This is a genomic window from Flavobacterium sp., from assembly GCF_043720215.1.
In the GTDB taxonomy this organism is placed as follows: Bacteria; Bacteroidota; Bacteroidia; order Flavobacteriales; family Flavobacteriaceae; genus Flavobacterium.
On sequence record NZ_JAYSSZ010000005.1, the window covers coordinates 1 to 17799 of the forward strand.

The 17799-nt window shown below is 31.5% G+C and carries 13 protein-coding genes; 3 read left to right on the top strand and 10 right to left on the bottom strand.

Annotation, left to right across the window (positions count from 1 at the left end; all coding sequences use genetic code 11):
- Both ACHZC3_RS00300 and ACHZC3_RS00305 read left to right on the top strand, forming a co-directional pair.
- Window positions 1–1992 (top strand): peptidase domain-containing ABC transporter (locus ACHZC3_RS00300; RefSeq protein ID WP_394757884.1); only part of this gene is annotated, 1992 nt, incomplete at its 5' end.
- Window positions 1993–2092: 100 nt separating this feature from the next.
- Window positions 2093–3373, top strand: coding sequence for an HlyD family secretion protein (locus tag ACHZC3_RS00305; protein ID WP_394757885.1), 1281 nt, complete (start codon window positions 2093–2095; stop codon window positions 3371–3373).
- A 356-nt stretch (window positions 3374–3729) separates the two neighbouring features.
- Here the strand turns inward: ACHZC3_RS00305 and ACHZC3_RS00310 are convergent, their stop codons facing one another.
- The 9 genes from ACHZC3_RS00310 to ACHZC3_RS00350 all read right to left on the bottom strand — a co-directional run bounded on the left by ACHZC3_RS00310 (window position 3730) and on the right by ACHZC3_RS00350 (window position 16330).
- Window positions 3730–5823 (bottom strand): VapE domain-containing protein, encoded by a 2094-nt coding sequence (locus tag ACHZC3_RS00310; RefSeq protein WP_394757886.1) that lies wholly within the window; start codon window positions 5821–5823, stop codon window positions 3730–3732.
- A gap of 97 nt (window positions 5824–5920) precedes the next feature.
- Window positions 5921–6202: a helix-turn-helix domain-containing protein gene (locus ACHZC3_RS00315; protein WP_011964270.1), complete on the bottom strand. Its 282-nt coding sequence runs from the start codon at window positions 6200–6202 to the stop codon at window positions 5921–5923.
- A gap of 144 nt (window positions 6203–6346) precedes the next feature.
- Window positions 6347–7246, bottom strand: a complete 900-nt coding sequence (locus tag ACHZC3_RS00320; protein WP_394757887.1) for a hypothetical protein — start codon at window positions 7244–7246, stop codon at window positions 6347–6349.
- A 280-nt stretch (window positions 7247–7526) separates the two neighbouring features.
- On the bottom strand, window positions 7527–8744 hold the full coding sequence (locus ACHZC3_RS00325; RefSeq protein WP_394757888.1) for a tyrosine-type recombinase/integrase: 1218 nt from the start codon (window positions 8742–8744) through the stop codon (window positions 7527–7529).
- A 517-nt stretch (window positions 8745–9261) separates the two neighbouring features.
- Window positions 9262–10656 (bottom strand): tetratricopeptide repeat protein, encoded by a 1395-nt coding sequence (locus tag ACHZC3_RS00330; RefSeq protein ID WP_394757889.1) that lies wholly within the window; start codon window positions 10654–10656, stop codon window positions 9262–9264.
- Window positions 10657–10928: 272 nt separating this feature from the next.
- Entirely contained in the window at window positions 10929–12116 is a 1188-nt protein-coding gene (locus tag ACHZC3_RS00335) for an aspartate aminotransferase family protein (protein ID WP_394757890.1), read from the bottom strand.
- Between the two features lie 6 nt (window positions 12117–12122).
- The gene (locus ACHZC3_RS00340) at window positions 12123–12743 is read right to left on the bottom strand and encodes a hypothetical protein (protein ID WP_394757891.1); all 621 of its coding nucleotides are present in this window, start codon (window positions 12741–12743) and stop codon (window positions 12123–12125) included.
- Window positions 12744–12745: 2 nt separating this feature from the next.
- Window positions 12746–14440 (bottom strand): OstA-like protein, encoded by a 1695-nt coding sequence (locus ACHZC3_RS00345; protein WP_394757892.1) that lies wholly within the window; start codon window positions 14438–14440, stop codon window positions 12746–12748.
- A 69-nt stretch (window positions 14441–14509) separates the two neighbouring features.
- A complete protein-coding gene (locus ACHZC3_RS00350) occupies window positions 14510–16330 on the bottom strand; it encodes a chloride channel protein (protein WP_394757893.1) in 1821 nt (606 codons plus the stop codon).
- Between the two features lie 125 nt (window positions 16331–16455).
- Here ACHZC3_RS00350 and nhaA point away from each other — a divergent pair, with 125 nt between their 5' ends.
- Entirely contained in the window at window positions 16456–17604 is a 1149-nt protein-coding gene (nhaA, locus tag ACHZC3_RS00355; protein ID WP_394757894.1) for a Na+/H+ antiporter NhaA, read from the top strand.
- Window positions 17605–17646: 42 nt separating this feature from the next.
- Here the strand turns inward: nhaA and ACHZC3_RS00360 are convergent.
- Window positions 17647–17799, bottom strand: a 153-nt coding sequence (locus tag ACHZC3_RS00360; RefSeq protein ID WP_394757895.1) for an adenylosuccinate synthetase, incomplete at its 5' end; no start/stop codon positions are given.

The following is a 17799-nucleotide window of genomic DNA, read 5'->3' on the forward strand; positions in this document are numbered from 1 at the left end:
CCCTGTATTCTTCATTGGAATAACAACCACTATGTTATTCTTTATAAAATCAAAAAAGGAAGTTACTATATATCTGACCCCGCACATGGTTTACTTGAATATAATGAAGCGGAATTTCTAAAATTCTGGATTGGAAATAATGCCAATTCAAATACTGAAGAAGGTGTTGCACTTTTACTAGAACCAACACCAAAATTCTATCAAAATGAATTTGAAAAGGAGGATAAAAAAGCATTCGGTTTTTCTCTATTATTCAAATACATATTTCCGTATAAATCGTTTGTAATTCAACTTATTATTGGATTGTTGGCTGGAAGTTTACTACAACTTATTTTTCCATTTCTTACTCAAAGTATTGTCGATGTTGGTGTTCAAAATCAGAATATCAACTTTATCTATTTGATATTATTTGCTCAATTGTTTTTGTTTTTTGGAAAAACAGCTTTAGAACTTATTAGAAGTTGGATATTGTTGCATCTTTCTACAAGGATAAATATTGCTTTGATTTCCGATTTTTTCATCAAGTTAATGAATTTACCTATTTCATTTTTTGATGTTCGTATGACTGGGGATATTATGCAACGTATTAACGACCACCATCGTATTGAAAGAATATTAACCACTTCATCACTAAACGTATTGTTTTCACTTATCAATATGTTTATCATGGGTGGTGTTTTAGCCTATTACAATTTAAAAATATTTGTAGTATTTTTTATTGGAAGTATTCTTTACTTCTTTTGGGTAATCTTGTTTTTAAAACGTCGTGAAGCATTAGATTACAAGCGTTTTGCAGAAGTTTCTCAAGAACAAAGCAAAGTAATTGAATTGATTAACGGAATGCAGGAAATAAAATTGCATAATGCCGAAAAGCAAAAACGTTGGGGCTGGGAATACATTCAAGCAAGCCTTTTTAAAGTTTCTATGAAAGGCTTGGTACTAGAACAAACACAAAATACAGGCTCTAATTTTATCAATGAATTAAAAAATATCATTATCATTTTCTTGTCTGCTAAATTGGTTATCGATGGGCAAATAACTTTAGGAATGATGCTTGCCATTAGTAGTATTGTAGGCAGTTTAAACGCTCCTGTTTTACAACTTATTAATTTTATTCGTGAAGCTCAAGATGCCAAAATATCATTAGCCCGTTTATCCGAAATACACGAAAAAGAAGACGAAATTCAACAAGAAGAAACACAATCGCACGAAATCCCAAAAGATGCTGATATTGTTATAAAAGATTTAAGTTTTAGATATATTGGTTCTGATATTCCCGTTTTAGAGGGTTTAAACTTAACTATTCCTGCTAATAAAGTTACTGCAATTGTTGGTACTAGCGGAAGCGGAAAAACGACTTTAATGAAATTATTATTGAAGTTTTATGAGCCGAATAGTGGAGAAATTGGGCTTAGACGTAAATCTGATGAGATTCCTCCTAACGTCGGAATGACAAATTTGAAGAACATTGCTCAAAAAACTTGGAGGTCGCACGTAGGAACTGTGATGCAAGAAGGTTATATATTTAATGATACTATTGCCAATAATATAGCTATTGGAGTTGATATCATCAATAAAGAACGATTGGTTTATGCTTCTGATGTGGCTAATATCTCAGCATTTATACAAAACTATCCATTGGGTTATAATACCAAAATTGGTATGGAGGGTATCGGAATGAGTACAGGGCAAAAACAACGTTTATTAATTGCTAGAGCCGTTTATAAAAATCCTGAAATGTTGTTTTTTGACGAAGCTACCTCTGCCCTTGATGCCAATAATGAAAAGGAAATTATGCAGAAGCTGGATATTTTCTTTAAAAATAAAACGGTTGTAGTTATTGCTCATCGATTGAGCACTGTTATGAATGCTGACCAAATTGTAGTTTTAGAAAAAGGGAAGATTGTTGAAATTGGTAATCATAACGAGTTAGTAAAATTGAAAGGTAGTTATTATGAATTGGTTCGTAATCAGTTGCAGTTAGGTAACTAAATTACGAATTAAAAATTACGAATTACGTCTTTGAACTACGCCCAAGATAATAGACGATTTTTTAACAATGAATGTTGAATTTTGAGTAACGAATTTTGAAATGGAAAATACAGAAATAGAATTAAGAAGTGAAGAAGTTCAAGAAATATTGACACGAGTGCCACATTGGATGATTCGTTGGGGTTCGGTTGTGGTTTTGTTAATTTTATTATCGCTTTTTTTTGTGTCGTGGTTGGTTAAATATCCTGATGTTATTACTACACAAATCGTAATAACGACCAATATTCCACCTGAAAAATTAGTTTCAAAAGTACCTGGTAAAATTGAAGCAATTCTAGTAATAGACAAAGCAACTGTTCTGAAAAATACACCGCTTGCAGTTATTGAAAATTCAGCTAATTATAATGATGTTTTTTTATTGAAAAGTATTGTTGATAGCATTGATATTGATAAAAACAAGTTTCCGTTTGAGAAATTAAAATCGGCGCAATTGGGAGAAATAGAAAGTTTCTTTGCTGTATTTCAAAAAGAAAGCATAGCCGATGATTTGAATACTAAATTACAACCGTACCAAGTGGAAGGAACGGCTCAAAGCTATGAAGCCATTCAGCTGAAAGAACGATTGAGTTTGTTAGAATCTCAAAAAAGCATCAATCAAAATGAATTAGTTTTACAGAAAAGTGATTTAGATCGTTATGAAGAATTATACACGAAAGGAATTATTGCTTCTCAAGAAATCGAGAAACAACGATTGACTTATTTACAATCTCAAAAGAATTATAAAGGTGTTTTAAGCACTATTTCTACTTTAAAATCATCATTAAACGAACTCAATAAAAATAGTAAAACAACCCAAATAAACGAAAATAAAGAAAATGTAAACTTGGAACGCAATGTAATTCAAGCTTTTTACGGACTTAAAAAAGCAATTAAAGATTGGGAGTTAAACTATGTTTTACGCTCGTCGATTGATGGAAAAGTTAGTTTCTTACAACTTTGGGCAGAAAATCAAACTGTAAATGCTGGCGATAATGTGTTTGCTGTAATTCCAACAAACGAAAGCGGTTATATTGGTAAAGTAAAAGCTCCTGCACAAAATTCTGGTAAAATAAAAATTGGTCAAACGGTTAATATCCGATTGGCAAATTATCCTGATAGAGAATTTGGAATAATTAAAGGTACTATAAATGCAATTTCTTTAACACCTGACAAAGATGGTAATTTATTGATTAATGTTTCGTTGCCGAAAGGATTAGAAACTTCATACAAAAAACAAATTATTTTCCAGCAAGAAATGTCAGGAACTGCCGACATAGTAACCGAAGATTTACGCTTGATTGAACGATTGTTGTATCAGTTTAGAGATATTTTTAAAAGATAGATTTAATACTGTTTTCATAGCACTTTACGATACGTTTTTTTGATTTTTAGGCTATATAATTTTATTACTTCCTTTTACATTTGATTGCTTTAATTTGAATTGATAAGATTGATAAGCAAAAAAAGAGGTAAACATTTTTTTATTTTACCGATTTATAAAAAACGGATTTATTAGGCTGTTTGAATGCAAAATGGAATGTATGATTTATTAATTTGCTTTATTATAGTGTGTTTTGGCTTGATTATTTTTTAAGAAAAAAACTAAATATGTTTGTGGTGAAATTTGGTTATCAATCTTATCAATTCAAAGGAATGAAAAAGGGTGCAAAATGCACCCTTAAACTTTATCAGTTGAATCTAATCTTTTAGCTCCTTATTTTTAAAATCTACTTCTTCATAACTGAACTCGTTAAGTGAATATACATATCCGTTTTTGGTGTTAAATCGAATAAAATTGTGTTTCTTTAGTGCTTTACCTAATTTGTTAATTGTTCCGTCTGTGATGTTTATTTTAGCTTTTTCGGCTAGTTTAGCTGCTATTTGTGAAGTATTTAGAAATGCGTTAGCATTTTCTCTTTCGCTTGGTTCAAACCAAGTCAAAAGCAGTTCTTCTTCTGGGCTTCGTAACTGGTATTGTTCATTATTTTCGGTAATAGATTTTATTTCCTCTTGGTCAAACCAAAATCTAAAACCACTTTTAAAAAGACACAAAGCTTGAGAAAAAGCTAAATTAATATCTACATCGTGTTGGTATTTTATGCCTTCCAACTCAAAACAAAGAAATCTACGACTTCCTGTACTGTCGTTCAAAAACTGTGCTGTATTGACACTTCCTGCAAACGATGCCCGTCTAGGCATTGTTTCGTTGTTGTGTCCGTAGGCTTTTCTCATTCTGATTTGGGTTTTTGTAATGATTTCTTTTAGTGATCCAATTTCGGAACGGTTAAGATTTTCTAATTCGTCCAAATTAATCAACATACATTCTGCCAGTTGAACCAGCGTATCTTTATTGTTTGGGTTTATGGTTCCGGAAAATAAATATTCTTTCAATTGTTTGGGCACAAGCTTTTCAACCCAAGTTGTTTTTCCTAATCCTTGTTTGCCACTAAATACAATAACGGTGTGATTTATAACTTTATCATCTAGCACACAACCCACCATTGCAACTAACCATTTTTTAAAACATTGTTGCCAAAGCTCCTGTTTTGTGGTGGTTATGGTGTTGGCTAATTGCGTGATGTAGTCCGTTTGTTCATCGTATTTAGGCAAATTATTAAAGTAATCATCAAATGGATTAAAGAGCTGACAGAAATCGGAATACAATAGATTTCGCAATGAAGAAAGGTTTGTTTTTATTCTTCCTTTCAGACATTCCCGAAGCATTGAGTTTTCAATGAAATCATTCATTACATTCCATTTCTTTTTACCAAAATACTGAAACTCCAATTTGCCCGAAACTATGTTATGACGAAAAATATATTTCCCAGATAAAAAGTTTTCGAGTTTGTCAATTTGCGTAACTCTCGGTTTCTCATCATCGTCGTCATCTTCATCGTCAGTATTCTTGCTAGTTTTTTTGTTTTGCTTTTCATTTTGATTAATTGCTTTTTCTGTTTTACCAAATTCTAAAATATTGCCGTAGGCACTCGTTACAGCTTGTGAAACTTCCTTATCATCAAAATTGAAATCGGTTTGAATGAAATTCAAAGCAATATCCATCGGTACTGCTTTTCGGTTCATATTACAGGCTAATTGATGCACAAATACATTGCGACTACCATTTGCATATTGTACTTTTTTTTCTGTGAATTTTATGCAATGATTGTAAATAGCTTCGTAATTGGTTTCGGTTATTGGGTCTTGGGTTTTGGGTTCTGGTTGTGTTTCGATTAAAGGCATTTCGACTTCGCTCAATGTGACAAAGGTTTTTGAATTCTCGTTTAGATATAAATTTTCATCAAAAGAATAAAAGCATAATCGAGTTATGTCTTTGCCAGATTTGTCAATTTCTAGTTTTAAAATACTCTCATAGTGTGCTTGAACCAATAAAAAAGCTTCCTTGTGATTGGCTTTGTCAGAATCTATTTTCACTAAAATTTTTAAACCGTTTCCTGATGGACTTATGAAACTGGCAAAAGTGAACTCACTTTGATTGGCCAAATGCGAAGCATTTTGCAAATCGATTTTACTTAATTTGTCAATGTCTAGAATAATACATTTTGAGTATTCTGTTAAAAATTCCAATTTTCGACCTCCAACAAACTTACCTGAAGGTGTGAATGCTGGAAGTGATTTTTTAGCTTTGTTGTATGCTTCTGTTTTGTTTTCGGCAAGTGATTTACGTAAGTAAACAATGCCCGGTTTATACTTTCCTGTTTTGATTTCTTCTAAAATTGTTGAAATTGTTTTGTGTTCTACAACCTCGTTGAAGTTCTTGAATATTGTTACCATAGAGATAGTGTTCAGTGGTCAGTTATTAGTGTTCAGTTTTGTTTTGTCTAAAAGTTTGCAGTCGCAAACTTCACAGGTTCCGTTGCAACTACTCATATTACCTTCCTTTAAAAGATTTGTTGTAATGCTCCGTAAGGAGTTTTTCAACATCAGAAAGTTTATAATAGATTTTGTTTCCCACTTGACTAAAAGAAATTTTACCTTCGTCTCTCCAGGTTTGAGCTGTTCGTTTTGAAATTTTCATCAGAAGTAGAAACTCTTGATTGTCAAGAAAGGTTTCTTTTTTCGGGTCTGCTTTGATTGAGATTTGAGATTGAATAGTGTCTAATTTGCTCATTAGATCTGTGAACTGGTCTTTTGTGAAGATAATTGCATCCATTTTTAAAGTTTTTAAATTGTTATGGTGCAAATGGAAGAAATATAAAAAAGTCGCATAGGTATTATTTAGTCTTATAAGACCAAATAGTTCGCTAGACTTTATGAATACTAGGAAGTTAAAATGTTAATTTTAGACAAAATGAGACTATAACCTAATTTTATTGTCATTATTAGGGTCTTTATCACATCTTGTTGGCGACAAATAAGTTCGGATTGTGTGTTGAGATAGTTCGTTTCCTTGCTCATCTAAATGGTTATCACAAATGAATTTAGTAATATCTTTAATTGAATGATTGATATATGATTTCCCACTAGATTTTGAAGAATACATCATTTGTTTGTAAACATCGGTTAAAATATTTATTGGTCCATTTATACGGATTTTGAAAGTTGGTTTTATTTCTGAATTTCCTTTTAAAATAGTTTCTTGTTTCTCTTTTTCAATATCTAAAAGTAATTTTCGTGTTGTTTGTAATCTCACTTTTAACTTTTCACATTGCAAATTGAATTCTCCAAGGTTACCGTTTTTTGAAATTATATCAGCTTCTTCATAATCAAATATTTCTTCCGTTAAAAAGATTATTTTTTCATTAAAACATTCTAATTTTTCTATTTGCAATTTTGTCTCGTGAAATGAGAAATATCTATCTTCGGTATCTGCATTGATTAACCTTTTTGGTGTATTCAATTTAGATTCTTTTACGCTCGAAGATTGAAGTTCTTTTCGTTTTGATTCGATTAGATTGAAAAGTTTGTTGTAGCGGCAAAGGCTTCTTTTTCCTGTAAATAAGTCTTCATTATTGGAAATCAACTCTTCGAAATGGTTTAACCAAAAAATAGGATTCTTAACCAAATTGGTTTGATAGCTTATAAAATCCGGATAATCTGTGTATGGAAGTTCGAAAACTTTTTGGATTAAAGCATCACAATAACTTTGTAAGTCAACTATATCGTCAAGAATTATATCAAAATTTAGGTCAATAGCTTTTAAAGAAATAACTGAAGTCATTTCTGAAAATGAAGCAATTTGAGAGTTGTATTCCATATAATTTTGATATTCTTTTTGTTTGTTTTTTGTAGCTTAAATTTGAACGTGTTTATCAAGTCTAAGCTCGGTTTTATTTATTACAGTTTTCATCCACCAAGCAACAAAAAATCATTAAAAACATCTTCGTTATTTTACGCTAAATTAGAAATTAAAAAAAATCCTTTATAAAAGGATTTCATAATGTTTTACTAATTTTTTAATGCGATTTTAACTACTTAAACACGTATTTATCAATAACGTGATTCATAATGTTTTAGTATTCTTATTTTTTAACAATTTAAAAGATATATTTATCAACCGCTTTATCCAATTCCTCACTTATTATTTTTGCATATATCTGAGTAGTACTGATGTCCTGATGTCCCATAAGTTTAGAAACGTGTTCAATTCGCATTCCGTTGTTTAATGCATTCGTAGCAAAACTGTGTCTTGACATATGAAAAGTTAACGGGACAGGTAATTTCATTTCTTTTCCTAAACGGTTTAAATGTATGTTACAAACTCTGTTTGCATTTTCTGTAACTTTATATCTAAATTCCTCATTCTTGAAGTACCCTTCTTTGTGTTTGATAATTGGAAATATAAAATCGTTTGGTTCTGGATTCTCTTTTTTGTATTTGTTCAAAATATCGATTGCTACCTTACCTATTTTAAACTGATGCTCTCTTCCTGTTTTTCGAATCTGTTTTATAATTCTGTTTTCTTCTTCATTAAAATGTTTGTACTGCAATTCGATAACATCACCAAAACGTAATCCACCTGCATAAATGGAAAAAACAAACATATCCCTAGCCAGTTCTAGTGATGTACCCGATTTTAAGTTTTTATTCAAAAGCTCTTCGATTTGATCTTTCTTTAAAAAAGTTCTTACCGATTTGCTTTTGGTTAATGTTAGCTTGCTAAACGGATACATATATTCCGGAATGATGTCTTCTTTGATTGCTTCTTTGAACATTATCGCCAAAATCATAATAGAGTATCTTTGGGTGGAAACTCCGTTTTTCATTACGTTGCTCAAATGGCTAATGTAGTCCAATAACACCGAAACCGTAATATCGTCAAAATAGACATCTCTCGTACCTAAATAGTTTTCGAATTTCTTGGTGTATATCAGATAACTTCTATGTGTACTAAATGCGAGATTGCCTTTGAGTTTTTCACATCTTTTATAAGCATAATCGAAAAAATTAGGTACTTCTTTTCCTTTTATGGCATCTTTTAATTTACTGATTGAGACGGTTTTTACCTTTCTTTCCATATCGGCAACCTGTGCTTCAGCATCAGCAATCTTTTGAGATAATGAGGCATTCATTCTCGCACTGTTTGGATGATTTTTCTTTACCTTCTGCTTTGCTTCATCCCACTCGTTCTCTTTGAGTTTAACGCCCGCAGTAATAAATTTCGTTTTTCTGTCTTTTATAATTCTGATGTACAAAGGGCTGTGTCCGGTTTGGTCAGCTTGGTGTTTTCTTAAAATTAGTTTAATTGATGCCATAATAGTTGCTATTTAAAAATGTTATACTATTTTTGTAAAGCAATGCAAAGGGGTGAAAGTACTGAAAAACAAGGAAATTCATTCGGATGCATCGTGGTACTAAGGTACAACAATAGGTACAACTAAACAAGTATTTTGTTGCGTTTTGATGCTTTATATTGTGCTTATGTTTTTTATAAAGTCAATAAACATAGCACTTTAAGTGCAAAAGGCAACTGGCGAAATTAATACGCAGATAACACTAATTAACACGAATTTTTATTAGTAAGTCTTAAAAAAATCGTGTAATGCTTTAACCTTTGAATTTACTGAACCCGAGCCTGAAAGTGTGAACTGGCAAAGCAATAAAAAATATGGAGTTTGTCATTCCGACGAAGGAGGAATCTCATAAATATAGTATCTAATGGGATTCCTCCTTCGTCGGAATGACAATATTGACTATAAATACTCCAGTATTTTCAAAGATTAAAAGGTATAATTTATGGTAATTTTTTTGAATTTAATCCGCCACTGAAAATTACTTTTTATGTTTCAAAATATAATCCTGAACTTCTTTTCGTTCCCAAATCACTGGAAATAATTTTTCGATAATGTTTCTTTTTTTGAAGTTTTGGCGTAAACCATTACTTAAATGAAAAATACCTTTTTCGGTTTCGTTTAGCATAAAGTACAAGCCAGCCAAACGATATTCGATTTCAAATTCTTCTGGAAAATGCTCGGAGGCTAATAATAAAGTTTGAATGCAAGCTTCAAATTCTCCTAGAAATTGTAACGTATCTGTCCATAACAACCAAGTTTCTAGTTGGTAATCACCACATTCTACAGCTTTTCGGTAACCATATTCTGCTTCTTCAAAAAGATTTAAATCTATATTTATGGCTGCAAAACGTTTCCAATATAATTTATTTTCACCATCTATTTGTATCGCTTTGTTTACGTAATACAATGCTTTTTGATAGTTTTTTTTACGGAAATAGAAATCAGTTATGGCAATCCAACCTTTGTCTAATAAAGGATCTTCGTGTACGGTTTGGTTATAAAACTTAATAGCTTCGACTTCGTTTCCTAATTTCTCATAACATTTTCCCATTCGCAATAAAGCGTAAGAAGTTGGGTCGTCTAGCTTGATGGTTTCGTTATAATTTTCGATAGCTTCTTCGTAACGTTTTAGGCGTTCGAGTGCTTTTGCTTTTTCCATAAAAGCACCTAAAAATTCATCGTCAATCAGTGTGGCATAATCGAAAGCAACCAACGAAGCTTCGTATTGTTTGAGTCCGTAGTTTAGTCTTCCTAATTGATGCCAAGCGATTTCGCTATACGGATTGGTGTCGATATATTTTGTAACATAATCGATAGCTTCTTTGTTTTGATCTAAAAATTCGAAACAATACACGACATTGTACAAGCTAGATTGTTCTTCTGGATCTTCCTCTAGACACAGAATAAAATTTTCTTTTGCCAATTCGAGATTGTCTAGAAAAAGATATTCCATCCCAATTAGGTTATAGACATCTGGTAAATCATCGGTATATTTTAAAGCTATTTTTAGGTATTCTACTGCTTTCTCGTGTTGGTTTCTTTTAGAACAAATGTTGGCTCTTTGTATGTATATTTCTTCGTTTGTAGGTTCGATGGCGTATAGCTCGTTGAGCATTTTTTCGGCAATGTCTAACTTGTCGTCATAGACAAGCATTTCTACCTGAACGAGTTTTAGTCCTGTAGATTTTGGGTGCTGCTCTAAGGCGAGTTTTAAGGCTTTTTTTGCCAAAGCAGGTTTGCCAATATCTAAATAATGGAGAATGATATCCTCGAATTCTTCTGAATCGAAAAACAAAATTTTATTTGTTTTAAGCATCGATTCAAATTTTGATAAGGATAAGTTTTGATCGTCTTCTTCTTGGCTCAAATACATGGTCGTTTCGTTTAAAGTTATCCAAAATAAAAATAGAACTTAAATAAGGAATGGGTTGCTTTTTTGTTTTTTGTTGTGAACAATTTAATTAACAGTTTTTAATTGATAATTGACAGTTGATAATTAATAATTTTTTAATTTGATGAATGAATGTTAAAATTTAAATTGAAGCCCTAGCCCTGAGTGAAACGAAAATCCTTTTTATTTTTTCTTTAAAAATAAAAAGATTGAAGTGTAAAGCAGGAATTAGCTTCAAAAAAAATTATCAATTATTAATTATCAATTGTTAACTCATTAAATGCTTCAATAATTATGCCACAACCGTCGGTAATCTCTTGATTTGAAATGGTTAATGGTGGCGTGATTCGAATGGCGCACCCTTCGAAGAGTAGCCAGAATAGGATTAAGCCTTTATCTTGACATTTGAAGATGATTTGGTTCGTTATTTCGGGGCTTTCTGTCATAATGGCAAGCATTAATCCTTCACCACGCACTTCTTTTATAAGTTTGTGCTGTAACAAGTTACGAAATAATTGTTCTTTCTGCAAGGTTTCTTGCATAATATTGGTTTCTACAAGTTCCTGCAATGTTGCTAAACATGCTGCAGCAATAACTGGATGACCTCCAAAAGTGGTAATATGTCCTAGTTTTGGGTCATGACTTAATAGATCCATATGGGCTTCGTTTGCTGTAAATGCGCCCACTGGCATGCCACCACCCATGCCTTTTCCCATTACAACGACATCAGGCACGACATCGTAATTTTGGAAACCAAATAGTTTTCCTGTACGACCAAAACCAGGTTGAATTTCGTCGAGAATCATGATGGCACCCACTTCGTCACAACGTTGTCGTACTTTTTTTAAGAAATTGTTTTCGGGACGAATAAATCCAGCACCACCTTGAATGGTTTCTAGGATTATTCCTGCGGTTTTAGTGGTTATTTTTTGAATATCGGCTTCGTTATTGAACGTGATAAAATCGACATCAGGAATGAGCGGACGAAATATTTGTTTGCGTTCTTCGAATCCCATCACGCTCATGGAACCCATCGTGTTACCGTGATACGCGTTATGACACGAAATAAGTTGACTTCTTCCTGTGATTCTTCTAGCTAGTTTTAATGCTCCTTCGATAGCTTCGGTTCCTGAATTGACTAAATAGGTTTTGTTTAGTTTTTTGGGCATGTTTTCTGCCAGCAATTTGCATAATTTGACTGCTGGATCTTGTGCATATTCGCCATACACCATGACGTGCATGTATTTGTCTAACTGATTAACAATAGCTTCTTTTACTCTTGGATGCTGGTGTCCTAAGGTGCAAGCGGAAACTCCTGCGACAAAATCTAAATATTTTTTGTTATTTGTGTCGTATATGTATGAGCCTATGGCATGCGAAACTTCCATACCTAATGGATATGGTGAAGTTTGTGCTTGGTATTTAAGGAAATCTTTGTTCATTTTTGTTTAATTTTCTCCTTCGTAGCAAAAATTATTGTAATAAGTAACCATTTGAGGAATATTCTCTGAATTGAATGTTCTATCTTTTAACTTTTTAATTATTATCTCACAATCAGAAAAATATCGATTCGCTCTTGCTTTAAAACTAAAAACAATATCCGTTGCATATTCTTCATTTAGTTTTTTTACATAAAATATTGTTGAAACCTCATAATGAGTATTTCCTGAAATGACTGAATTATTATGAAAAGTGCTATTAAAACTTCCTCCTCCATTAGCATCAAAACTTGGACTGAAACTTAAACTATTTTTTCTATATAAATTTACATTTCCTTCTTCTATAACTTCCATTAAAATCGGTTTAGAATATTTATCAGGTTTAATATATTCATGTTTCTCAGAATAACCATATCCTGAAAAAATTATCCCTTTTACAATATCATAACTCCACACATCTGGCTTTTCATCTAATGTTAGCTTAAAATAAATTTTATTTTTTTTTATTTCTCCAAAACCTTTAATGGTAGTGTTATCATTAAAAATTATGGTTGCTGAATTGCCTTCTTCTTGCCCAAAAGAAATATTTTGAATTAATAAAAAGAAAAGAATTAAAATTATTTTTTTCATAATTACTTTTTCTTCTTAATCACAACTTTCTTTTCCACTTTTAGCTTATCATATTCTAAAGTTTCTTTAGATGGTTCCATAGGAATATCGATGTCTTTAGATTTTGCTTTCGATTCTTTTTGCGCTTTGGCATCGAGTTCGAGTTCTTCTTTAGGAAAAATATCCTCTTTTGTTAGAATTTGTTCGTCGCCACGCCAAATAAATCCTTTTAGCTTTCTAGCATTTTCTGGAAGTTCTTCTTCGGGATAAATAATACCATCTACATTGGTGAAAAAAGTAATGGTTTCGATAGTATTTCCTTCTAAAATCATATTGATGCTACTGCTCACATTTTTGTTGATACCAATGAGTTCGTTTTTCTCATTTCTCATGTAAAAGATAACTTCAGTGTTTTTTACAACATCTACTTCATGCAATTTATTGTCTTTAAATTTTCCAAATAAATTTTGTCCTTTTACTTGGTTAAAACCTTCTCCAATAGTGTCTTTTGAAATAATAAACGCATTGTTTAGTACTTTTAGGGAATCTACTTTTTCGGTTTTAGCATCGGAAATAAGGTGCATAACGTCGCCAGTCATTTGGTTTTTTCCATTCCAAAGAATAGGCTTTCCTATCATTTGTGTTAAACCTACTTTTTGGTCATAATGAATAGAATCGCACTTACCACTCATGTCTTTTTTGAAAAATCGAGCATTGTTAGATCCACGAATAATTCGGTTTTGTGGTTTTCCTGTTACTAATAATTTTTTAGCATGAAAATAAACAGAATCTTTTTCGAATAAAGTGATTGCAACGGCCTTTTTAGTAATAAACATGGAGTCTTTTTGCTTATAAACTTCGGCATAATGTCCTTTTACCACAAAATGGTTGATGGTGTCGGTTACTTTGACATTGTTTTTTGCTCGGGCAAAATCTAGTTTTCGATCGTAATAAATATCATCACCTTCTATGAGTCGGTCTCTGTAGGTTATCTTTGATCCTTTTTGCAGTTTTCCTTCGTCTTTTTTAGTATCGTAAAAACCTTTAGTTGTATAAATTGTATTGGTTGCCGATGCGATGGTTGATGGGCCAAAAACATAGGCGTGACCTGAATTTGTATAATAATCTAAATGATTTGTTTTGATAGTTTGTCTAGGATTTGTTACTGTAACCGCATCTAGAAACTGAAATTTTTTCTGATTCAAATAATACCTTCCTGAATTACTTACTAGCGTATTTTCAGGATCACGAATAATTCCTTTTGAGTTATAATAAGCTTGTTGTGAATTTCTGTCAAAGTTTATGGTGTCAGTCGCTAATGTCATTTTTGGATCACGCATTACAACATTTCCAGTGGCGTAAGCAAACTTTGTGTTTCCGTTATATTCGGCATATTTACTATTCATATATAGTGTGTCGCCTTGAACCATGTTGACATTTCCAAATACTTTTACAAAGTTAGATTTGGTAAAATGATAGGCTTTGTTGCAAGTCATTCGAACACCTTCGTGAACGACAATTACATTTCCAGTAAGAACTATTGCTCCAGGCACTTCAGTTTCTGAAATGTCAAGAAAATCAGAATGTTCTATACGAATTAGTTTTGAGTCTTGTATCGAAGTGTTTCCAATAGCAACTTTCTTAATTTCTTGAGACCAAAGAGTTCCTGGATTCAAAAAGAGTATTAAAAAAGATAAAAAGAGATATGTTTTATTCAATGGAATGTAATTTTTGTCAAAAATAATGAAAATAAGAAATATATAATTTTTATTAAGAATTATTTATAATTACTCAATAATCATCTCTTTTAGTTTTTCTCGATACGCTTCTAGAATGTTTATTTTTGAAATAAATCCAAAGAATTTACCATATTTAATTACAGCAAGTGTATTTTGATTTGTGTTTTCAAATTTTTGCATAACAATTTCTATCCCATCGTCGTATTGTACAATGTCTATAGGTTGTTTTAAAATTTCTTTAATCGAAGTGTATTTTATTCTAAATGAATTAAAAACAGTGGATCGAATGTCATTAAAATCTACAATTCCAACTAATTTTTCTTTTTCGTCAAGTACAGGAAAAAGCTCTTGATTTGAAGTTGATAAATAGTCGACTAAATTTTCTAATGAATTCTCAATTGTAATAGTTTTTGCATCGGTTTTTATCAAGGCTAGAAAGTCTATACTTTGCAAAATATTTTTGTCTTTATCGCTTGTAAAAACCTCTCCTTTATCTGCAAGAGATTTTACATCCATAGAATGCTTTTCGAATCTTTTAGATACAGCAAAACTTATGGAAGATACTATCATAAGCGGAACCATCAGATTATAGCCGCCAGTAATTTCACCAATTAGAAAAATTGCTGTAAGTGGTGCATGAAATAATCCACTCAAAATTCCAGCCATACCTACAATGGTAAAATTTGCTATAGGTAGAGTATTGGAAATTCCTAAAAGATGTATCGCTTTTGCTACAAAAAAACCTAAATAAGAACCCACAAAAAGGGAAGGAGCAAAGTTGCCGCCATTACCACCACTTCCAAGGGTTAGTCCTGTTGCAAATGATTTTAATAAGGCTGTAATTCCAATGAAAGCAAGTAAAAGCCACTCGCTACTTTTGTAATTTTTTAGAACTGTATTCTCTAATAAAATTTCAGGATGATTGGTAGATAATGTTTTTATACTTTCATAACCTTCTCCAAAAAGCGTAGGAAAAAAGAAAATTAAGACAGCTAAAAGTGTAGCTCCAAACAATGCTTTTCGGTATGGTCTTTTCTTGAATTTATTAAAAAAATGTTCGACTCTTCTAAAATTTCTTGCATGATATACTGAAACAAAACCAGCCAATATGCCAAGTAAAATATAATATGGTGTATTATGAAAATTAAAATTCTGTTCTTGATTAAAGCTTAACAAGATATCACTACTTAATATCATTTGAGAAACTAAAGCGCCCGTTGCTGCGGATATCATAATAGGAATAAATGCCGAAATACTGACATCTGTTAGTACAACTTCAATAGCAAATAAAACGCCAGCAATAGGAGCATTGAAGGCAGCTCCAATTCCAGCGGCAACGCCACAGGCTAACAACAAAATTCTATCTTTTTGAGAGAGTTTGTATTTCTGAGCAAAATTAGAACCAAAAGCGGCACCAGTAATAACAATTGGGCTTTCTAATCCAGCTGAACCACCTAAGCCAACAGTTAATGAGCTTGTAATAATTTGAGCATACATTTGCTTTTTAGGAACAATTCCTCCTTTTTTTGCCACAGAATGTAATATATGAGAACTTCCTTTTTCTAATTTTCCATTAAGAAATCGTCTTACGACAAAAACGGTAAGCAGAATTCCTATAATAGGTAATATACTATTTGAGTATGATAATTTTAGATAAGCATTTAAATAATTAGCAAATAAAAATACATTGTGAGCAAAACTTTTTAAAACAATAACAGCTAAAGAGCATGAAATTGCTACAGCAACACAGGATAAATAAATAAAGTTTCTTTCTGATAAAATTTCTTTAGCTAAAAAAAAGAGACTTTCAAATCGACGAATTATTTTTCTTATGAATATTTGAATATTTGCTAAAATTCTGATAGACATTTTTGTTTTTGTATTGTAGAACTACAAAGATAGACTTTTAAATTTTGTTTGTTTTGAAGATGAAATAACTAAATCATAATTTGGAAGTTAAAACGAAGTATATTTGTTCTAAAGTTTTAAAACTAATGAAAATCACAAAATTATTTGCAGAATTTTTTGAAAACGAAAAGGCAAGCGGACTTTTTTTAATTTGTTGTACGATATTTTCATTAATTCTTGCTAATTCATCTTTTGGGATAGATTATTTACATTTTTGGCATATTAATTTGGCAGGAAATAGTATCCAGTATTGGATAAATGATGGTTTAATGACTATTTTCTTTTTGCTAATCGGGCTCGAATTAGAAAGGGAAATTTACCAAGGGGAATTATCTAATATAAAAGATGCTTTGCTGCCTATTTTTGGGGCTCTAGGAGGAATGCTTGTTCCTGCGGGTTTATTTTTAGTATTAAATTTCGGAACCCAAACACAATCGGGAGCTGGAATTCCAATGGCAACTGACATTGCTTTTGCATTAGCAATATTGTCACTTTTAGGTAATCGAGTTCCTGTATCGTTAAAAATATTTCTGACAGCACTAGCCGTTATTGATGATTTAGGAGCGATTTTAATTATTGCTATTTTCTATACTAAAACATTACTCTGGACAAATTTGATAATTGCAATGTGTGTTTTTGTAATTTTATTAATTTTTAATAGACTTAAAATAAGAAATTTAATTCCTTACATAATTGGAGGGATTGTTATGTGGTACTTTATGTTGCATTCTGGAGTTCACGCTACAATTACAGGTGTTTTATTGGCTTTTGCAATTCCATTTGGAAATGGAGATAAGAAATCAACATCTTATATTTTGCAACATTTTTTGCATAAACCAGTTGCTTTTTTTATACTTCCATTATTTGCATTAGCTAATACTGCAATAGTTTTACATTCGAATGTTGCCGAAGTATTAAAAGAGAATTATAGTTTAGGAATTGCTTTAGGGTTGATAATTGGAAAACCTTTAGGAATATTTTTTGTAAGCCTATTAGCGGTTTCTTTAGGAATTTGTAAACTTCCCTCTGACTTGAATTGGAAATCTATACTCGCTGTTGGATTTCTTGGAGGAATAGGTTTTACAATGTCAATTTTTATAACCTTGCTGGCTTTTGATACTGTTGAAATTGTAAATAATGCAAAATTTGTAATTTTACTCTCGTCTCTTATTGCAGGAATTATTGGGTATTTGAGTTTAAAATTAGTGTTAAAAAAGGATGTCATTCAAAACTAAGAGGCATAAAAAAACGCCTTGATTTCTCAAAGCGTTTGGGTTTTATTTAGTAATTGTCTGTTTCCTGTCAGGTCCAACAGAAACAATTTTTATAGGAACTTCAACTGCTGCTTCTATAAAATCGATGTAGTCTTTCAATTCTTTAGGTAACTCATTATAAGTAGTCATACCTGTCAAATCTGCTTTCCAACCTTT

What these genes read in the sequence shown, in the direction of transcription:
- ACHZC3_RS00305 (WP_394757885.1), top strand. Translation starts at nt 2,093, where the DNA reads ATGGAAAATACAGAAATAGAATTAAGAAGTGAAGAAGTTCAAGAAATA.
- ACHZC3_RS00310 (WP_394757886.1), bottom strand. Translation starts at nt 5,823, where the DNA reads ATGGTAACAATATTCAAGAACTTCAACGAGGTTGTAGAACACAAAACA.
- ACHZC3_RS00315 (WP_011964270.1), bottom strand. Translation starts at nt 6,202, where the DNA reads ATGGATGCAATTATCTTCACAAAAGACCAGTTCACAGATCTAATGAGC.
- ACHZC3_RS00320 (WP_394757887.1), bottom strand. Translation starts at nt 7,246, where the DNA reads ATGGAATACAACTCTCAAATTGCTTCATTTTCAGAAATGACTTCAGTT.
- ACHZC3_RS00325 (WP_394757888.1), bottom strand. Translation starts at nt 8,744, where the DNA reads ATGGCATCAATTAAACTAATTTTAAGAAAACACCAAGCTGACCAAACC.
- ACHZC3_RS00330 (WP_394757889.1), bottom strand. Translation starts at nt 10,656, where the DNA reads ATGTATTTGAGCCAAGAAGAAGACGATCAAAACTTATCCTTATCAAAA.
- ACHZC3_RS00335 (WP_394757890.1), bottom strand. Translation starts at nt 12,116, where the DNA reads ATGAACAAAGATTTCCTTAAATACCAAGCACAAACTTCACCATATCCA.
- ACHZC3_RS00340 (WP_394757891.1), bottom strand. Translation starts at nt 12,743, where the DNA reads ATGAAAAAAATAATTTTAATTCTTTTCTTTTTATTAATTCAAAATATT.
- ACHZC3_RS00350 (WP_394757893.1), bottom strand. Translation starts at nt 16,330, where the DNA reads ATGTCTATCAGAATTTTAGCAAATATTCAAATATTCATAAGAAAAATA.
- nhaA (WP_394757894.1), top strand. Translation starts at nt 16,456, where the DNA reads ATGAAAATCACAAAATTATTTGCAGAATTTTTTGAAAACGAAAAGGCA.